8 protein-coding genes are annotated in these 15,337 nt (G+C 41.0%); 7 read left to right on the forward strand and 1 reads right to left on the reverse strand.

Going from position 1 to position 15,337, the window contains the following annotated elements; genetic code table 11:
* Positions 1–153 precede the first annotated feature (153 nt).
* Complete coding sequence (locus QVP90_RS17965) at positions 154–1,353, forward strand: glycoside hydrolase family 88/105 protein (RefSeq protein WP_005925643.1); 1,200 nt, start codon at positions 154–156, stop codon at positions 1,351–1,353.
* Positions 1,354–1,359: 6 nt separating this feature from the next.
* Positions 1,360–2,319, forward strand: coding sequence for a pectinesterase family protein (locus QVP90_RS17970; RefSeq protein ID WP_021937183.1), 960 nt, complete (start codon positions 1,360–1,362; stop codon positions 2,317–2,319).
* A 91-nt stretch (positions 2,320–2,410) separates the two neighbouring features.
* Here QVP90_RS17970 and QVP90_RS17975 read toward each other — a convergent pair whose 3' ends face one another.
* Positions 2,411–2,749, reverse strand: coding sequence for a cupin domain-containing protein (locus tag QVP90_RS17975; RefSeq protein ID WP_005925639.1), 339 nt, complete (start codon positions 2,747–2,749; stop codon positions 2,411–2,413).
* Positions 2,750–2,870: 121 nt separating this feature from the next.
* Between QVP90_RS17975 and QVP90_RS17980 the strand changes: the two genes are divergently transcribed.
* From QVP90_RS17980 to QVP90_RS18000, 5 genes are all read left to right on the forward strand, one after another.
* A complete protein-coding gene (locus tag QVP90_RS17980; RefSeq protein WP_007478703.1) occupies positions 2,871–4,598 on the forward strand; it encodes a pectinesterase family protein in 1,728 nt (575 codons plus the stop codon).
* A 19-nt stretch (positions 4,599–4,617) separates the two neighbouring features.
* Positions 4,618–5,772 carry a dienelactone hydrolase family protein gene (locus QVP90_RS17985; RefSeq protein ID WP_021937184.1) on the forward strand — a complete coding sequence of 385 codons (1,155 nt, stop codon included), beginning with the start codon at positions 4,618–4,620 and terminating at the stop codon, positions 5,770–5,772.
* A 188-nt stretch (positions 5,773–5,960) separates the two neighbouring features.
* Positions 5,961–10,436, forward strand: coding sequence for a two-component regulator propeller domain-containing protein (locus tag QVP90_RS17990; protein ID WP_441293880.1), 4,476 nt, complete (start codon positions 5,961–5,963; stop codon positions 10,434–10,436).
* Between the two features lie 14 nt (positions 10,437–10,450).
* The gene (locus QVP90_RS17995) at positions 10,451–12,184 is read left to right on the forward strand and encodes an LA_2272 family surface repeat-containing protein (protein WP_021937186.1); all 1,734 of its coding nucleotides are present in this window, start codon (positions 10,451–10,453) and stop codon (positions 12,182–12,184) included.
* 452 nt (positions 12,185–12,636) lie between these two features.
* Positions 12,637–15,333 (forward strand): alpha-d-galacturonidase, encoded by a 2,697-nt coding sequence (locus QVP90_RS18000; RefSeq protein ID WP_021937187.1) that lies wholly within the window; start codon positions 12,637–12,639, stop codon positions 15,331–15,333.
* Positions 15,334–15,337 lie beyond the last annotated feature (4 nt).

A 15,337-nucleotide genomic window follows, 5' to 3' on the forward strand; every position in this document is an offset into this window, starting at 1 on the left:
AAAACTACGTTATCGTACACGAAATTGTATGTTTGCGTGCACGAAAACTTATAAATACACCTTTTGAATCGAAAACTCCACACCTTATATAAAAAGAGTCGCTATCTTTGCCTCATTAAGTAGTAAATCTAATTACCAATAACAAAAATGAGAATGAAGAGAAACTTAATTTGTAAAACTTTTGTGATAGGGGCTTTGCTTTGCTCTGTTTCGTTGGCTGCCCAAAAAGTGAGTGATAAACTTCCATGGTCCGTGCGTATGACGGAGTCGGAGATGATTCGTTGTCCCGAATCGTGGCAACTGGATTTTCAACCTAAACTGAAATGGGATTATTGTCACGGCTTGGAACTCGGAGCAATGCTCGACGTATATGATACTTATGGTGGAAAAAAGATATATGATTATGCACTGGCTTATGCCGATACAATGATTCATGATGATGGTAGCATTGTGACTTACAAACTACACGAATACAATATTGACCGTTTGAATTCCGGGAAATTTCTGTTCCGTATTTATGAGGAATCCAAGGATGAAAAATACAAGAAAGCAATTGATTTATTGCGTAGCCAGCTTGATACGCATCCGCGTAACGAGGATGGCGGTTTTTGGCACAAAAAGATTTATCCGAATCAAATGTGGCTGGATGGTATTTATATGGCTTCACCTTTTTATGCAGAATATGCTTTCCGTAATAACCGGGTGAAAGATTATGCAGATGTGGTGAATCAGTTTATCACTGTGGCTCGCCATACATACGATCCGAAAAACGGCTTGTATCGTCATGCCTGTGATGTGAGTCGTAAGGAGCGTTGGGCCGATCCTGTTACCGGGCAATCTAAACATAGCTGGGGGCGTGCTATGGGATGGTATGCCATGGCATTTGTCGATGCACTCGATTTTATTCCGAAACATGAGGCAGGAAGAGATTCCATGCTCGTTATTCTTAATAATATCGCCGAACAAGTAAAACGCTTACAAGATCCTAAGACCGGGCTTTGGTATCAGGTGCTCGATCGTAGTGGCGATAAGGGTAATTATTTGGAATCTTCTTGTTCAACTATGTTTGTTTATTCTTTATTTAAAGCGGTACGTATGGGATATATCGACTCTTCTTATCTGGATGTGGCATTGAAAGGATATAAAGGTATTCTGGATAATTTTATCGAGGTGGACAAAGATGGATTGGTCACCATCACCCAAGCCTGTGCCGTAGCCGGATTGGGCGGAAAGAATTATCGTTCAGGAGACTATGATTATTATATTAATGAAACCATTCGCAGCAATGACCCGAAAGCAGTAGGTCCGTTTATTATGGCGAGTTTGGAATACGAACGTTTACAGAAGAAATAAAAACATATGAATAAGTTATTGAAAGCAGGTCTGTTGTTGTTTCTGGCCTGCATCGGCACAGTACAGGCACAGCAAAAACAAGACACTATCGTAGTTGCTCGTGATGGAACCGGTGAATATCGTACTATTCAGGAAGCGGTAGAGGCCGTCCGGGCTTTTATGGATTACACCGTTACTATATATATAAAGGATGGACTGTATAAAGAAAAACTGGTAATTCCCTCTTGGGTCAAGAACGTGCAGCTGGTAGGTGAGAGTGCTGAAGGTACTATAATTACCTACGATGATCATGCTAATATCGATAAGATGGGTACTTTCCGCACTTATACTGTGAAAGTGGAAGGCAATGATATCACATTTAAGAATCTGACCATCGAGAATAATGCCGCACCGCTTGGGCAGGCTGTGGCTCTTCATACCGAAGGAGACAGGCTGATGTTTATTCATTGTCGTTTATTGGGGAATCAGGATACGATATATACGGGTAGAGAAGGAACACGTCTTTTGTTTACAGATTGTTATATAGAAGGAACGACTGATTTTATCTTTGGTCCGGCGACGGCATTGTTTGAACGTTGTACGATCCACAGCAAACGGAATTCATACATTACGGCCGCATCGACTCCGGAAAATGTAGAATTCGGTTATGTGTTCAAAAATTGTAAGTTGACGGCTGCACCCGGAGTGACCAAAGTATATCTGGGGCGTCCATGGCGTCCGTATGCTTCTACTACTTTCCTCAATTGCGAATTTGGTAGCCATATCCGCCCTGAAGGCTGGGATAACTGGCGCACTAAAGAGAATGAGAAAACTGCCCGTTATGCGGAATTCGGTAATACAGGTGAAGGCGCAGCCACAGCCGGCAGAGTGAAATGGGCTAAACAGTTGACCTCTAAAGAGGCACTGCGTTATACTATTGAGAATATTTTTACGGATAGTAGTAATTGGTATCCATATAAGAGATAAGAGAGTCTCCTTATTATAAAGTCGTGATGACCTGTGTAGTAGGGAAGATATTCTTTGCAGAGGAGGGTGTGCGGCAGTGCCGTCACACCCTTTATAGAAAATCTGCTCGTATCGGACTAAAACAGTCAATCAATATTCCTGCTTCCAAGCAGGTGCATCCATGTTCTGCATCCGGTTCGATATATATACCGTCTCCAGTTTCTACTATTTGTTTCTCTCCGTTTACGGTGAATTCAAACTTGCCACTTGCTACATATGTAGTCTGGGTATGATAGTGTGTATGAGGTGTTCCGATTGCACCGGTTTCAAACTTAACCTTTACAAGCATTACCTGTCCGTCATACCCCATGATCTGACGAACTACACCTTCGCCTGCCGGTTCCCATGCCTTTTCTTTTTCTAAAATGAATGTTTTACTTCTTGTTTTCATACTTTATGCTTTAAAAAAACGTCCAAATATACAATTATTCCACCTAAAGCAACGTTTTTTAGACGTCATTCAGATAAAAAGTCCGTAAGTTTGCACAACAATAAAATAGATTTCGACAAAAATGAAAAACAAGCTGGCTGTTCTTTTAAGTTTATTCTTTCTTCTTTCTGCTTTTAAAGCGGATAGACCCGTGCTTACCATTTTTATGATAGGCGATTCTACAATGGCTAACAAAAATATTACCGGAGGAAATCCTGAACGGGGGTGGGGAATGATGCTTCCCGGATTCTTCAGTGAAGAAGTACGTATCGACAATCATGCAATGAATGGGCGGAGCTCCAAGAGTTTTATTGATGAAGGTCGCTGGGACAAGGTCATTTCTCAAGTGAAAAAAGGAGACTATGTGATTATCCAATTCGGGCATAATGATGAGAAACCTAAAGCAGACCGTCATACGGATCCCGGTACGACTTTTGATGCTAACCTTAGCCGTTTTGTGAATGAAACTCGTGCAAAAGGAGGAATTCCGATACTTTGTAATGCGATTGTACGTCGTAATTTTGTCCGTCCGTTAGACGAAAGTATCAGTAAAGACACTCGTCATGATGCCGGAGAAGTGAAACAGCCGCAAGAAGGCGATACCTTGTATGATACGCACGGCGCTTATATCGAATCTCCCCGTAATGTAGCGAAGAAGCTGAATGTACCTTTTATTGATATGAATAAGATAACCCATGAATTGGTTCAAGGTTTAGGACCTGTAGAATCGAAGAAACTTTTCATGTGGGTAGAGCCTAACAAAGTACCGGCCTTTCCGAAAGGGCGTGAAGATAATACACATCTTAATATATATGGTGGCCGGGTAGTGGCCGGTCTGGCAGTGGATGCCATTGCACAGGCTGTTCCCGAATTGGCTAAATACGTTCGTCACTATGATTATGTGGTAGCACAAGATGGTAGCGGTGACTTTTTTACTATTCAGGATGCCATTGATGCCGTACCCGATTTTCGTAAAAATGTGCGTACTACTATTCTTGTCCGTAAAGGTATCTACAAAGAAAAAGTCGTGATACCGGAAAGTAAAATAAATGTTTCTTTGATAGGTCAGGAAGGAGCGGTTCTTTCTTATGACGATTATGCTGATAAAAAGAATGTCTTCGGAGAAACGAAGGGGACTTCCGGTTCGTCTACCTGTTATATTTATGCACCGGATTTTTATGCCGAGAATATAACTTTTGAGAATACTGCCGGTCCGGTGGGGCAGGCAGTAGCTTGTTTTGTGTCGGCAGATCGTGCTTTTTTCAAGAATTGCCGCTTTCTGGGTTTTCAGGATACGCTTTACACTTATGGTAAAAACAGTCGCCAGTATTATGAGAACTGTTATATTGAGGGTTCTGTCGATTTTATTTTCGGTTGGTCTACGGCTGTATTCAATCGTTGCCACATCCATAGTAAGAGAAACGGATATATAACAGCTCCTTCTACCGATAAAGAGTCAAAATACGGTTATGTTTTTTATGATTGTACCCTAACTGCCGATGAGGGCGTGAAAGGAGTTTATCTTTCCCGTCCTTGGCGTCCATATGCAAAGGCGGTATTTATACATTGCAATATGGGCGGACATATACAACCTGCTGGGTGGCATAACTGGGGTAAGAAAGAGGCAGAAAAAACGGTGTTTTATGCCGAATATCAGAGTAGTGGTGAAGGAGCTGCTCCGAAAGCGCGTGCTGCTTTCTCCCGGCAATTAAAAGATCTGAAAGAATATCGTATGGAAGATATCCTGAAAGGTGGAGATGGCTGGAATCCGGTGAAGAATGGAGATTCATTGGTAAAGGTAGTGAGATAATTTATAATAACAGACTCGGATGTTGAAACGAATCGGTGTTAGTATATTGACAGCTATTGCTTTTTTGACTGCTGTGGCACAAAAAAGCACTTCCTATGAGATAGAAAAGGATTATCCGCTTTTTCTGGAAAAGATGAAACAAGAACTTACCTATCCTATGGCATGGGGGAATAGTGCCCAGACTGATTTTTCCGAGTGGCGGAAAATGGCCCGTACGATTGTTCTGGATGCAATGTTGGCTCCACCGCCTGTTGCCAAAGAATATGGTATGGAAGTTGTGGCTATAGAACAACGGGCGGGTTATGAAGCTCGAAAAATTCGTTTCAACCTTTCCGGTTATTCCCGGGTTCCCGCTTACTTGTTGGTTCCTGCGGGGAAAGGCCCGTTTCCGGCTGTTGTGCTGTTACATGATCATGGTGCGCATTTTTCGATAGGGAAAGAGAAGATGATTCGGCCTTTCGATGTTGATTCTTTAATATTGGCGGATGCCGATAATTGGGTGCATCAATGTTATGATGACCAGTATGTTGGTGACTATCTGGCTTCTAAGGGATATGTGGTGATTTCCATAGACGCTCTTTTCTGGGGAGAGCGCGGGCGGAAAGAGGGGGCACGTTATGAAAGTCAGCAGTCTTTGGCGTGTGTCTTTGAAATGTTGGGACGCAGTTGGAGCGGTACGATTTCATATGAGGATATGTATACTGCCGACTTTCTTGCTTCTTTGAAAGAGGTCGATGCTGATCGGATAGGTTGCATGGGATTCTCGATGGGGGCTTATCGTTCCTGGATGTTATCGGCATTGTCTGATAGGGTAAAGGCCGGTGCTGCTGTTTGTTGGCTGACGACCACTGAATATCAGCTTTCCCCCCATTACGGACGTGGGAAGGGTGATTCGAATTACGCCAATGTGTTACCTGGTTTAAGGCGGTATTTGGATTATCCGCATATCGTTTCTATTGCCTGCCCTAAAGCAATGCTTTTCTTTAATGGCCGGCATGATAAACTTTTTCCTGTTCCTGCAGTAGAAAATGCTTATTCACAGTTGCATACAGTGTGGAATAGTCAGAATGCCGATGATAAACTGATCACAAAATTGTGGGAATTGCCCCATTTCTGTAGTAAGGAAATGCAAGCAGAAATATTGTCTTTCTTTAATAAACAACTTTCAAAATAATATTTGGTAAAAAAGGCATATTCCGGAAGGAAGATTTTTTACCTGTAGCTTATTTTTTATACTTATTCCAGCTACTTAAGAGATACTAAATGAGGGTATATCATACCTATGTCTTATTAAAATAGAAATAAAAATAAGGCAAAATTCGGTTTAATTTGTATCTTTACCGCATGGAATTTTATAAAATGATGAGAAGAATCTTATTTCTGATAGCATTTTTGAGTATCGCGCTGGTGATTAGTGCCCAGCGGAACTGTTTTTTTACCCATTACTCTTCCGAAGACGGTTTGTCACAAAATACTGTAATGAGCATTTTACAGGATCATAAAGGAAATCTTTGGTTTTCGACTTGGGATGGTATTAACCGTTTTAATGGCTATTCTTTTAAAACATATAAGGCACGTCAGGGAAATTTTATCAGTTTGACAAATAATCGCGTCGACCGGATGTATGAAGATCCGGACGGATTTTTATGGTTGTTGACCTATGATAATCGGGCTCATCGTTTCGATCCTCGTACAGAAACCTTTGAGCAGGTTCCTGCTGCCGGACAGCCGGGGAGTAATTCCAATGTGAATGCGATCAGTGTCCTTCGAAGAGGGACAGTCTGGTTGCTTACGGAGAATGACGGTGCAATACGTGTCACTGCTTCTGCTCAGACCGGTCGCCTTGCTACTGAAATTTATTCTGCAAAGTCGGGGCTTTTTCCTGCTACGAAAGTTTTTAAGGTATATCAGGATGCTGATAATAATGAATGGCTGCTTACGGATAATGGTTTGGGCTTAATTCGTCCGGGGGAGAAAACACCGGTATCCTATTTTGTAGAAACGAAAGAGCGCTTTTCGGATCCGAAGCAGGCTTTCTATGCAGTACAGGAGAATGAAACGGAGATTTGTTTCGGATCGGACAGAGGGCGTGTATGGCGTTATCAGAAAGAAAACGGGCAATTCGAATTGCTTGAGTTGCCAACTCGCTCACGCATTAGTTCCATCAACAGTGTAGAACCGGATAAAGTAGTGATTGCTACTTCTACAGACGGTTTCTTTGTTTACAATTTGAAAACGAAAGAATATGTGCATTATTCTCATGTAACTTGTCGTGACTTGCCTTCCGCCCCTATTGTGTCGGCATATGTAGACAAAACTTCAGAAGTGTGGTTTGAGCAGGAAGAACCGGGAGTTGTTGCACACTTTAATCCTTTTACCGGAATATTAAAACGTGAGCAGATACGCGTGGAACCTACTGCTGCCGACCGTTCACGTCCTTCTTTTCATATACACGAAGATGTGAACGGATATCTTTGGGTACATCCTTATGGTGGGGGATTTTCTTTTTATGATCGGGAAAAGAATCAGCTTGTGCCTTTTTACGACGAGTTGGGAAGTTCAGACTGGCGTTTCTCTAATAAAATACATTCCAGTTTTTCCGATACACAAGGGAATCTTTGGATTTGTACCCATTCCAAAGGATTAGAAAAAGTGACATTTCGTTCGGTTCAGTTTAGCATGATGACACCGGAGGAGCATAATTATGAGTCGTTGAGCAATGAAGTGCGTGCCCTTTGTGAAGATAATAATAAAAATATATGGGTGGGGCTGAAAGACGGACGTCTCCGTATATATGATTCTGACCATAAATATCTGGGATTTTTAACCGAGAACGGAACAGTCTCCCGTTCGGGGGTACCTATGAAAGGTACGGTCTATTATATTATGCAGGATTCCAAAGGAGTACTTTGGATAGCAACGAAAGGGGATGGTTTGGTACGTGCCGAGCCGATAGCGTCGAACGGTCTGTCTTATCGGTTATCTCGTTATCGTTATGATGAGGATGACATGTATAGCTTGAGCAATGATAATGTGTATTGTGTTTATGAAGATCATAACGGGCGTATCTGGATTGCAACCTTTGCTAATGGAATTAATTATATATCAAAGGATAAGAATGGAAATACTATTTTTGTCAATCATCGCAACAATCTGAAGGGATATCCGATTGATCTGTGCTATAAAACCCGTTTTATTACTTCGGATAACAATGGACGTCTTTGGGTAGGGACGACAGCCGGTGCAGTTGCTTTTGACGAAAAATTCAGTACCCCTGAAGAAATTCAATTCCATCATTTTTCCCGTAATCCGAATGATACGAAAAGTTTGAGTAATAATGATGTGCACTGGATTGTAGTTACAGAAAAGAAAGAGCTTTATCTTGCCACTTTTGGTGGCGGACTTAATAAACTTCTTTTTATTGATGAGGCTGGAAAAGGAGCATTTAAATCTTATTCTGTGCTTGACGGACTTCCCTCAGATGTGTTGCTTTCTATTCGGGAAGACGATAAGCACAATTTGTGGATAAGTACGGAAAATGGTGTCAGTAAATTTATTCCCGGTGAAGAACGTTTTGAGAATTACGATGATCGCAGTATCACGTTCCGTGTGCGTTTTAGTGAAGCTGCTTCAACAGTGACTTCTAAAGGAGATATCTTGTTTGGTGCCAGTAATGGGATTTTTATGTTTAATCCCGATTCTATCAGTAAAAGCCGTTTTGTCCCTCCTATCGTATTCTCTAAATTAGTGATTGCTAATCAGGACATTGTTCCGGGGGATAATTCTGTATTGAAGGTAGGTTTGGATGATACAAAAGAATTGGTACTCTCTCATAAAGAAAATATTTTTGCTATTCAGTATGCGGCACTCGATTACACGAATCCGCAGAATATTCAGTATGCTTATATCCTTGAAGGCTTTGAGAAACAATGGACCTATGCCGACAGGTTGCGCAGTGCTACTTATACCAACTTGCCTAAAGGACATTATACATTCAAGGTGCGTTCAACGAATAGTGACGGTGTCTGGGTGCCTAATACCCGGTATCTCGAAATTGTTGTGTTACCGTCATTTTGGGAAACGCCACTTGCTTATTTCCTTTATGTAATATTCATTCTGCTTATCATCTTTGTAGCGGTTTACATTCTTTTCACCATTTATCGGTTGAAGCACGAAGTATCGGTAGAACAACAGGTCTCGGATATAAAACTTCGGTTCTTTACAAATATTTCACATGAGCTTCGTACACCGTTGACTTTGATAGCCGGCCCGGTAGAGCATGTCTTGAAAAATTCGAAATTGCCGGAAGATGCACGTGAACAACTGGTCGTAGTAGAACGTAATACGAACCGGATGCTTCATTTGGTCAATCAGATCCTTGATTTCCGTAAGATTCAGAATAAGAAAATGAAGATGCAGGTACAAAGGGTCGACGTCGTCTCTTTTGTCCGGAGGATAATGGATAATTTCGAATCGCTGTCGGAAGAACACAGTATCGACTTTTTATTTGAAACGGAAAAGGACGAATTGTATCTTTGGGTTGATGAGGATAAATTGGAGAAGATCGTATTCAATTTGCTTTCTAATGCCTTTAAATATACTCCGAATGGAAAACTGATTCGTGTCTTCATCCGTGAAGATGAAGGAACCGTTGCCATAGGTGTACAGGATCAGGGAATCGGTATACCGGAGAATAAGAAAAAATCTCTCTTTGTGCGTTTCGAAAATCTGGTAGATAAGAATTTGTTTAATCAGGCAAGCACCGGTATTGGTCTTTCATTGGTGAAAGAGCTTGCCGAAATGCATAAAGCTACTATTTCGGTAGAGAGTAAGTTAGGCGAAGGAAGCTGTTTCAAAGTCGATTTCCTTAAAGGAAAGGAACATTATGATGATACGGTTGAATTTATTCTGGAGGATGCAGCCGTTCGTCGTTCCGTTCCTGTGATGGATGCAACAGCATCTGTTATTCCTATTATTAATCCGGAAGTAACCTCTTTAGAGGAAGAATCTGAAGAGGATTCTAATAAAGAAGTGATGTTGCTTGTGGAAGACAATCAGGAACTACGTACTTTCCTGCGTACCATTTTTTCACCGGTATATCGTGTCATTGAGGCGGTAGACGGTATGGACGGCTGGAGCAAAGCACTTAAATTTGTTCCAGACATTATCATCAGTGACGTTATGATGCCCGAGAAAGACGGCATTGAAATGACGAAGGAACTCCGTGCGGATATGACCACCAGTCATATTCCTATTGTTCTGCTGACGGCCAAAACTTCTATCGAAAGTAAGTTGGAGGGTTTGGAATACGGTGCCGATGATTATATTACCAAACCTTTCAGTGCCACTTATCTGAAAGCTCGTGTAGAGAATTTACTTGCTCAACGTCATAAACTGCAAAGTTTTTACAGAGACAATTTGATGAATGGTGTTCTGTCTTCTACCGCAGTTTCGGAAGAGGTTGTTTTAGAAGAAGAAAAATTACCGGAAATGTCTCCCAATGATCGTAAGTTTATGGACAAGCTTATTGAACTGATGGAAAAGAATATGGATAACGGTGATTTGGTAGTAGATGATTTGGTGAGAGAGGTTGCTGTGAGTCGTTCGGTATTCTTTAAAAAACTAAAAACACTGACAGGGTTGGCGCCGATTGAGTTTATTAAAGAAATGCGTATCAATCGTGCCGCCCAATTAATAGAAACCGGTGAATTTAATATGACTCAGATTTCATATATGGTAGGTATTAATGATCCGCGTTATTTCAGTAAATGCTTCAAATCGAAAATAGGGATGACCCCTACCGAGTATAAGGATAGCTTAAGCAAAAAGAATACTTAAATTCCACATTCTCTATGAAAAAATTATTTTTATTGCTGGCTCTTTTCCTGATGTGCCATCTCGGTATGGCGCAGACAAATGATTCGATTTGGAAACCTTTTGAGGCAAAATTTACAACTTCCGGTTCCATATTTCAAGGAAATGGGTATCGGATAAGAACAGAGAGTATTGAGATTCCTCCCTATAAAAGTAGAGTTGTAAGATATTTGCGGACGCAGCATTGCAAGGATGAAGATTATTATTGGAGTCTGGCAGAAAAACTGCTTGGATGTTATAAGAAAGATATAACGTTTTCTAAGGAGGGAGATATTTCTATTTATTCTTGTGTCAGGCATAACTATATGGATAGTGTTCCGACTATTTGTACTGCATATATACAGCCTGTGACAGCTTGTTTGTTGTCGGGAGTAGCTTTTTCAAAACAAGGGGTTGCAGATACTGTATATCAGAGACAGTTGGTCGATAAGATATGGAATTGTGATATACCGCATTCTGTTTATATCCCTAACAGCGAGGATACTATTTATTTCTTAAGACAGAAGATTATTAATCCTCAACTTTTGCTTGAGAAGAATAAGCCTGTGTATGTATATGACTCTGAGCTAAAGAGTTTCAGAAGCAATTATTATAAGTTCGGGCGAAGCAATGACGGTTACATCGTTTGCTCGTGGGATTCTTATCTGACAGATGAAGCGGTGGAGCAGGCAAGGGGTAACTTGATTCTTGATAAGAAGAAGGAGTCTAAGATTCTGTTTGAAGGCAAGGATACGATACTATTCAGAGGGTGCAAATTTACAGCCGACAGGATAGTCAGTCAGAATCGTTCTTTTCGTGGAGGATATGAAGTCACTACCACCTATTTGGCAAAAGTGGAATTTGAAAATATGCCTGTTCTTATTCATCTGAATCAGAACCAGCATGCCGACAGTATCGGAGAGAATATGCCGCTACCTTCTTTTATTGAAGAAAACATCTTCCGGCTGAAAAATAGACCACCGGCCGTAACGGTCATCAGAGATAGCATACCAGCTACAGATACTTTGTTTGTAGTAAAAAAGAATAGATTTCCCCTATGGACCTATTATGATAAAAACACACGGATAACGGGTGTTTCGTTGGGTATTGGCGAGATAAATGATTTGCGGAATGTCACGACTAACGGTCTAAAACTGGATGTAATAGGTTCTTCTTCTTTTTTAGCGTTGATGTTGCCATTTGCTTTAGTACCTCCCTCCGAGATAATGGAATTGAATCGAAGATGGCAAATTGCCGAACCGGCAATCTTATATAAGAATCGCTTTAGTATAACGAATGGTATCTCTTTTTCAGTAGCCGGCTCTGTATTGGATAGCCATATTATTAATGGCATAGGGTTTGGAGGAATAGTCACGATTAACTATCATGTCAATGGAATGTCTCTTGCCGGACTTAATATTAATAACGGATTGACTTACAATAATGGATTACAGGTGGCAGGACTTTGGGCAACTGCCCATCAATCCAATGGAATGCAGATCGGGGTATTAGGAACTATGGGGCATCATGTAAAAGGAGTACAAATCGGTGCATTCAATTTTGCAAAAAAACAAATATGTGGTTTACAGACAGGGGTGTTTAATACTGCCACTAAATCGAATGGTCTCCAGATAGGTCTTTGTAATTTTTCCAAGAAGCTCAAAGGAATACAGATCGGGTTTTGGAATAAAAGCGATAGACGTAGCCTTCCTTTCTTTAATTGGGGATTTTAGTAATAGGGGATTTAAGGCATACGATTATCGAATAATATGCAGTGAGAAAATCACACCTCTGATTTTAACATTGTTAATCTCGTTTTCGCCATATTGTTTCTTTCGTCGCAAAACATTAATTTCTTGTTTATAAAGGAACGTATTCTTGCCGACAAAAGATTGTATTTAACACAGTATTAAATACGTATTCTTGTAGGTTAAGAATATTGGTTTATTTGTTTGTTAAGTGAAAGATTAATGTGTTGATATACAATGATTAAATTCAATCATGACTACTTCCCGGTATTAAGTCCCTCTCATTGGTTCGAAAAACAGTTTTTGCCTATACTTGTCAAATCGGTAACTTCATTTGTCTGTCTCTTCTAAAATTTAATATGAGTACAAACTTATCTTTTCTGCGTCTTCCTTGAAGGAAGATAAGGGAGTTTAGTTTTTATTTATATAATGAAGAAATGACAAATATAAGATTGCTTTTGATTGGCTGTTGCCTGTTTTTATTGAGTGCGTGTGGAAAAAAAACGGTGAATATCGTAGTACCTCCGGAGGCTTCGATACGTATGAACTTCGGTGTGCAGCAACTACAGGAAACGTTGGAAAAAGAGGGATATCGGGTACTCTTATCCGGAATTGAGGATACCTTGACAGAAGCTGACAGGATTATTTTTCTGAATCAGGCTTGTGATTCTACGTTGAGAAAAGAGGGATTTTTGATTACAACAGAGGGAAACAGGACAATGGTTCGGGGGAATGATGGAAACGGAGTGATTTATGCCTGTCGTGAGTTGATAGATCATATTAACGAGAAAAAGAACCTGGACTTTCCTGCTTTCTGTCAAGATGCGCCGGAGATGGTACTTCGGGGAGCTTGTATCGGTTTACAGAAAACTACTTATTTACCCGGACATGGTGTATATGAATATCCTTATACTCCGGAAAACTTTCCTTGGTTTTATGATAAACAGGCATGGATACGCTATTTAGACATGTTAGTGGAGAATCGCATGAATTCACTTTACCTTTGGAATGGGCATCCTTTTGCTTCACTGGTGAGGTTGGAAGAGTATCCTTTTGCTTTGGAAGTAGATGAAGAAACCTTTAAGAAAAACGAAGAGATTTTTTCTTTCCTGACAGAAGAGGCGGATAAACGTGGTATTTTCGTCATTCAAATGTTCTATAATATTCTTCTATCCAAACCATTTGCCGATCATTACGGGCTTAAAACTCAGGATCGTAATCGACCGATTACTCCGCTTATCAGTGATTATACACGTAAATCGATCGCAGCTTTTATTGAGAAATATCCGAACGTGGGTCTGCTTGTCTGTCTTGGGGAGGCTATGGATACTTATGAAGATGACGTGGAATGGTTTACACAAACCATTATTCCCGGAGTAAAGGATGGTTTGAAGGCGTTGGGACGTACTGACGAACCTCCTTTGTTACTGCGTGCACACGATACGGATTGCAAAATGGTGATGGATGCTGCTTTGCCGCTATATAAGAATCTTTATACAATGCACAAATATAACGGTGAGTCTCTCACCACTTATGAGCCACGTGGCCCTTGGTCGAAAATCCATCAGGATCTGAGTTCATTGGGTAGCATTCATATCAGTAATGTACATATTTTAGCTAACTTGGAACCATTTCGGTGGGGCTCTCCCGATTTTATACAGAAAGCGGTTCAGGCTATGCACGATGTACATGGGGCAAATGCTCTACATCTTTATCCTCAAGCATCTTATTGGGATTGGCCTTATACAGCTGATAAACTACCTGATGGTAAACGTGAGCTACAGCTTGATCGGGATTGGATCTGGTATAAAGCATGGGCACGTTATGCTTGGAACTGTCGCCGTGACCGTTCGGATGAAATCTTATATTGGAATGCACGGTTGGGGGATTATTATGGCATGGATGCTTCAGTTGCTGCCAATGTCCGCGTGGCATATGAGGAATCGGGCGAGATCGCTCCTAAGTTGTTACGTCGTTTTGGAATAACGGAAGGTAACCGGCAGACCTTGTTGTTGGGAATGTTTATGAGTCAGTTGGTTAACCCATATAAATATACTATTTATCCCGGATTTTACGAGAGTTGCGGACCGGAAGGTGAGAAATTGATAGAATACGTGGAGAAAGAATGGAAAAGACAACCGCATGTAGGTGAATTGCCTTTGGATATAGTGCAACAAGTGATTGAACATGGTGATCGTGCGGTGGCTGCCGTAGATGCCGCCGGAGAAAAAGTGACAAGAAACAAGGATGAATTCGAACGGCTACGTAATGATATGCATTGTTATCGGGAATTTGCCTATGCTTTTCACTTTAAGGTAAAAGCGGCCAAGTTAGTACTTGATTATCAATGGGGTAAGAATATGAAGGATCTTGAGGAGGCTGTTCCGTTAATGGAACAGAGCCTTGAGCATTACCGCAAGCTGGCAGATCTTACCAAAGAGCATTATTACTATGCGAATAGCATGCAGACAGTTCAACGTCGTATTCCTATCGGAGGTGATGACGGGCATAACAAGACATGGGGAGAATTGTTGGTACATTATGAAAAAGAGTTGGAGAACTTCAAGTCCAATATTGCTTTGTTGAAAGAACAAAAAGAAGGGAATGCAATCAAAAAGGAGGCTGATATCACTCCTTTGAGACCTGCGGACGTGAAATTATTGAAGAATTATCCGACAGTGAAACTGACTAAAGGTGCTGTATTGTATTCTGATTTTCCGAATTCAAAAATAGATGCCATTGCACCGGAACTGGAGGGAATGACTGCCTTCTGCCTGAATGCAGAAAACCAGCGTCAGGAAGGGACGGCTATCGAGTTTACTTCTGATGATGCGGTTAATCTACTGGTAGGTTATTTCCGTGATGATCAAAAAAAGTATGCTAAAGCACCGAAACTGGAAACGGATGCATCTGCCAATGATTATGGACAAGCCGAGCCCAAATTGACAAATGCCATTCGCATAAAAGGTATGCCCTTGGCAAATGTACACAGTTATCATTTTCCTGCCGGTACTCATAAGTTGCTCTTACCGAAAGGGTATACTTTGGTTTTAGGATTTACAGATCAATCCGTTACTCCACGTAATGCGGCTCTTGCCGGAGCAGAGGAGACAATGGACTGGATGTTTTATTAATGGA

Source organism: Bacteroides sp. CAG:189 (genome assembly GCF_000432295.1).
Classification (GTDB): domain Bacteria; phylum Bacteroidota; class Bacteroidia; order Bacteroidales; family Bacteroidaceae; genus Bacteroides; species Bacteroides salyersiae.

Bases quoted from the DNA above. Each gene is read 5' to 3' on its own strand.
- QVP90_RS17970 (WP_021937183.1), top strand. From the start codon at position 1,360: ATGAATAAGTTATTGAAAGCAGGTCTGTTGTTGTTTCTGGCCTGCATC.
- QVP90_RS18000 (WP_021937187.1), top strand. From the start codon at position 12,637: ATGACAAATATAAGATTGCTTTTGATTGGCTGTTGCCTGTTTTTATTG.
- QVP90_RS17965 (WP_005925643.1), top strand. From the start codon at position 154: ATGAAGAGAAACTTAATTTGTAAAACTTTTGTGATAGGGGCTTTGCTT.
- QVP90_RS17990 (WP_441293880.1), top strand. From the start codon at position 5,961: ATGAGAAGAATCTTATTTCTGATAGCATTTTTGAGTATCGCGCTGGTG.
- QVP90_RS17995 (WP_021937186.1), top strand. From the start codon at position 10,451: ATGAAAAAATTATTTTTATTGCTGGCTCTTTTCCTGATGTGCCATCTC.
- QVP90_RS17985 (WP_021937184.1), top strand. From the start codon at position 4,618: ATGTTGAAACGAATCGGTGTTAGTATATTGACAGCTATTGCTTTTTTG.
- QVP90_RS17975 (WP_005925639.1), bottom strand. From the start codon at position 2,749: ATGAAAACAAGAAGTAAAACATTCATTTTAGAAAAAGAAAAGGCATGG.
- QVP90_RS17980 (WP_007478703.1), top strand. From the start codon at position 2,871: ATGAAAAACAAGCTGGCTGTTCTTTTAAGTTTATTCTTTCTTCTTTCT.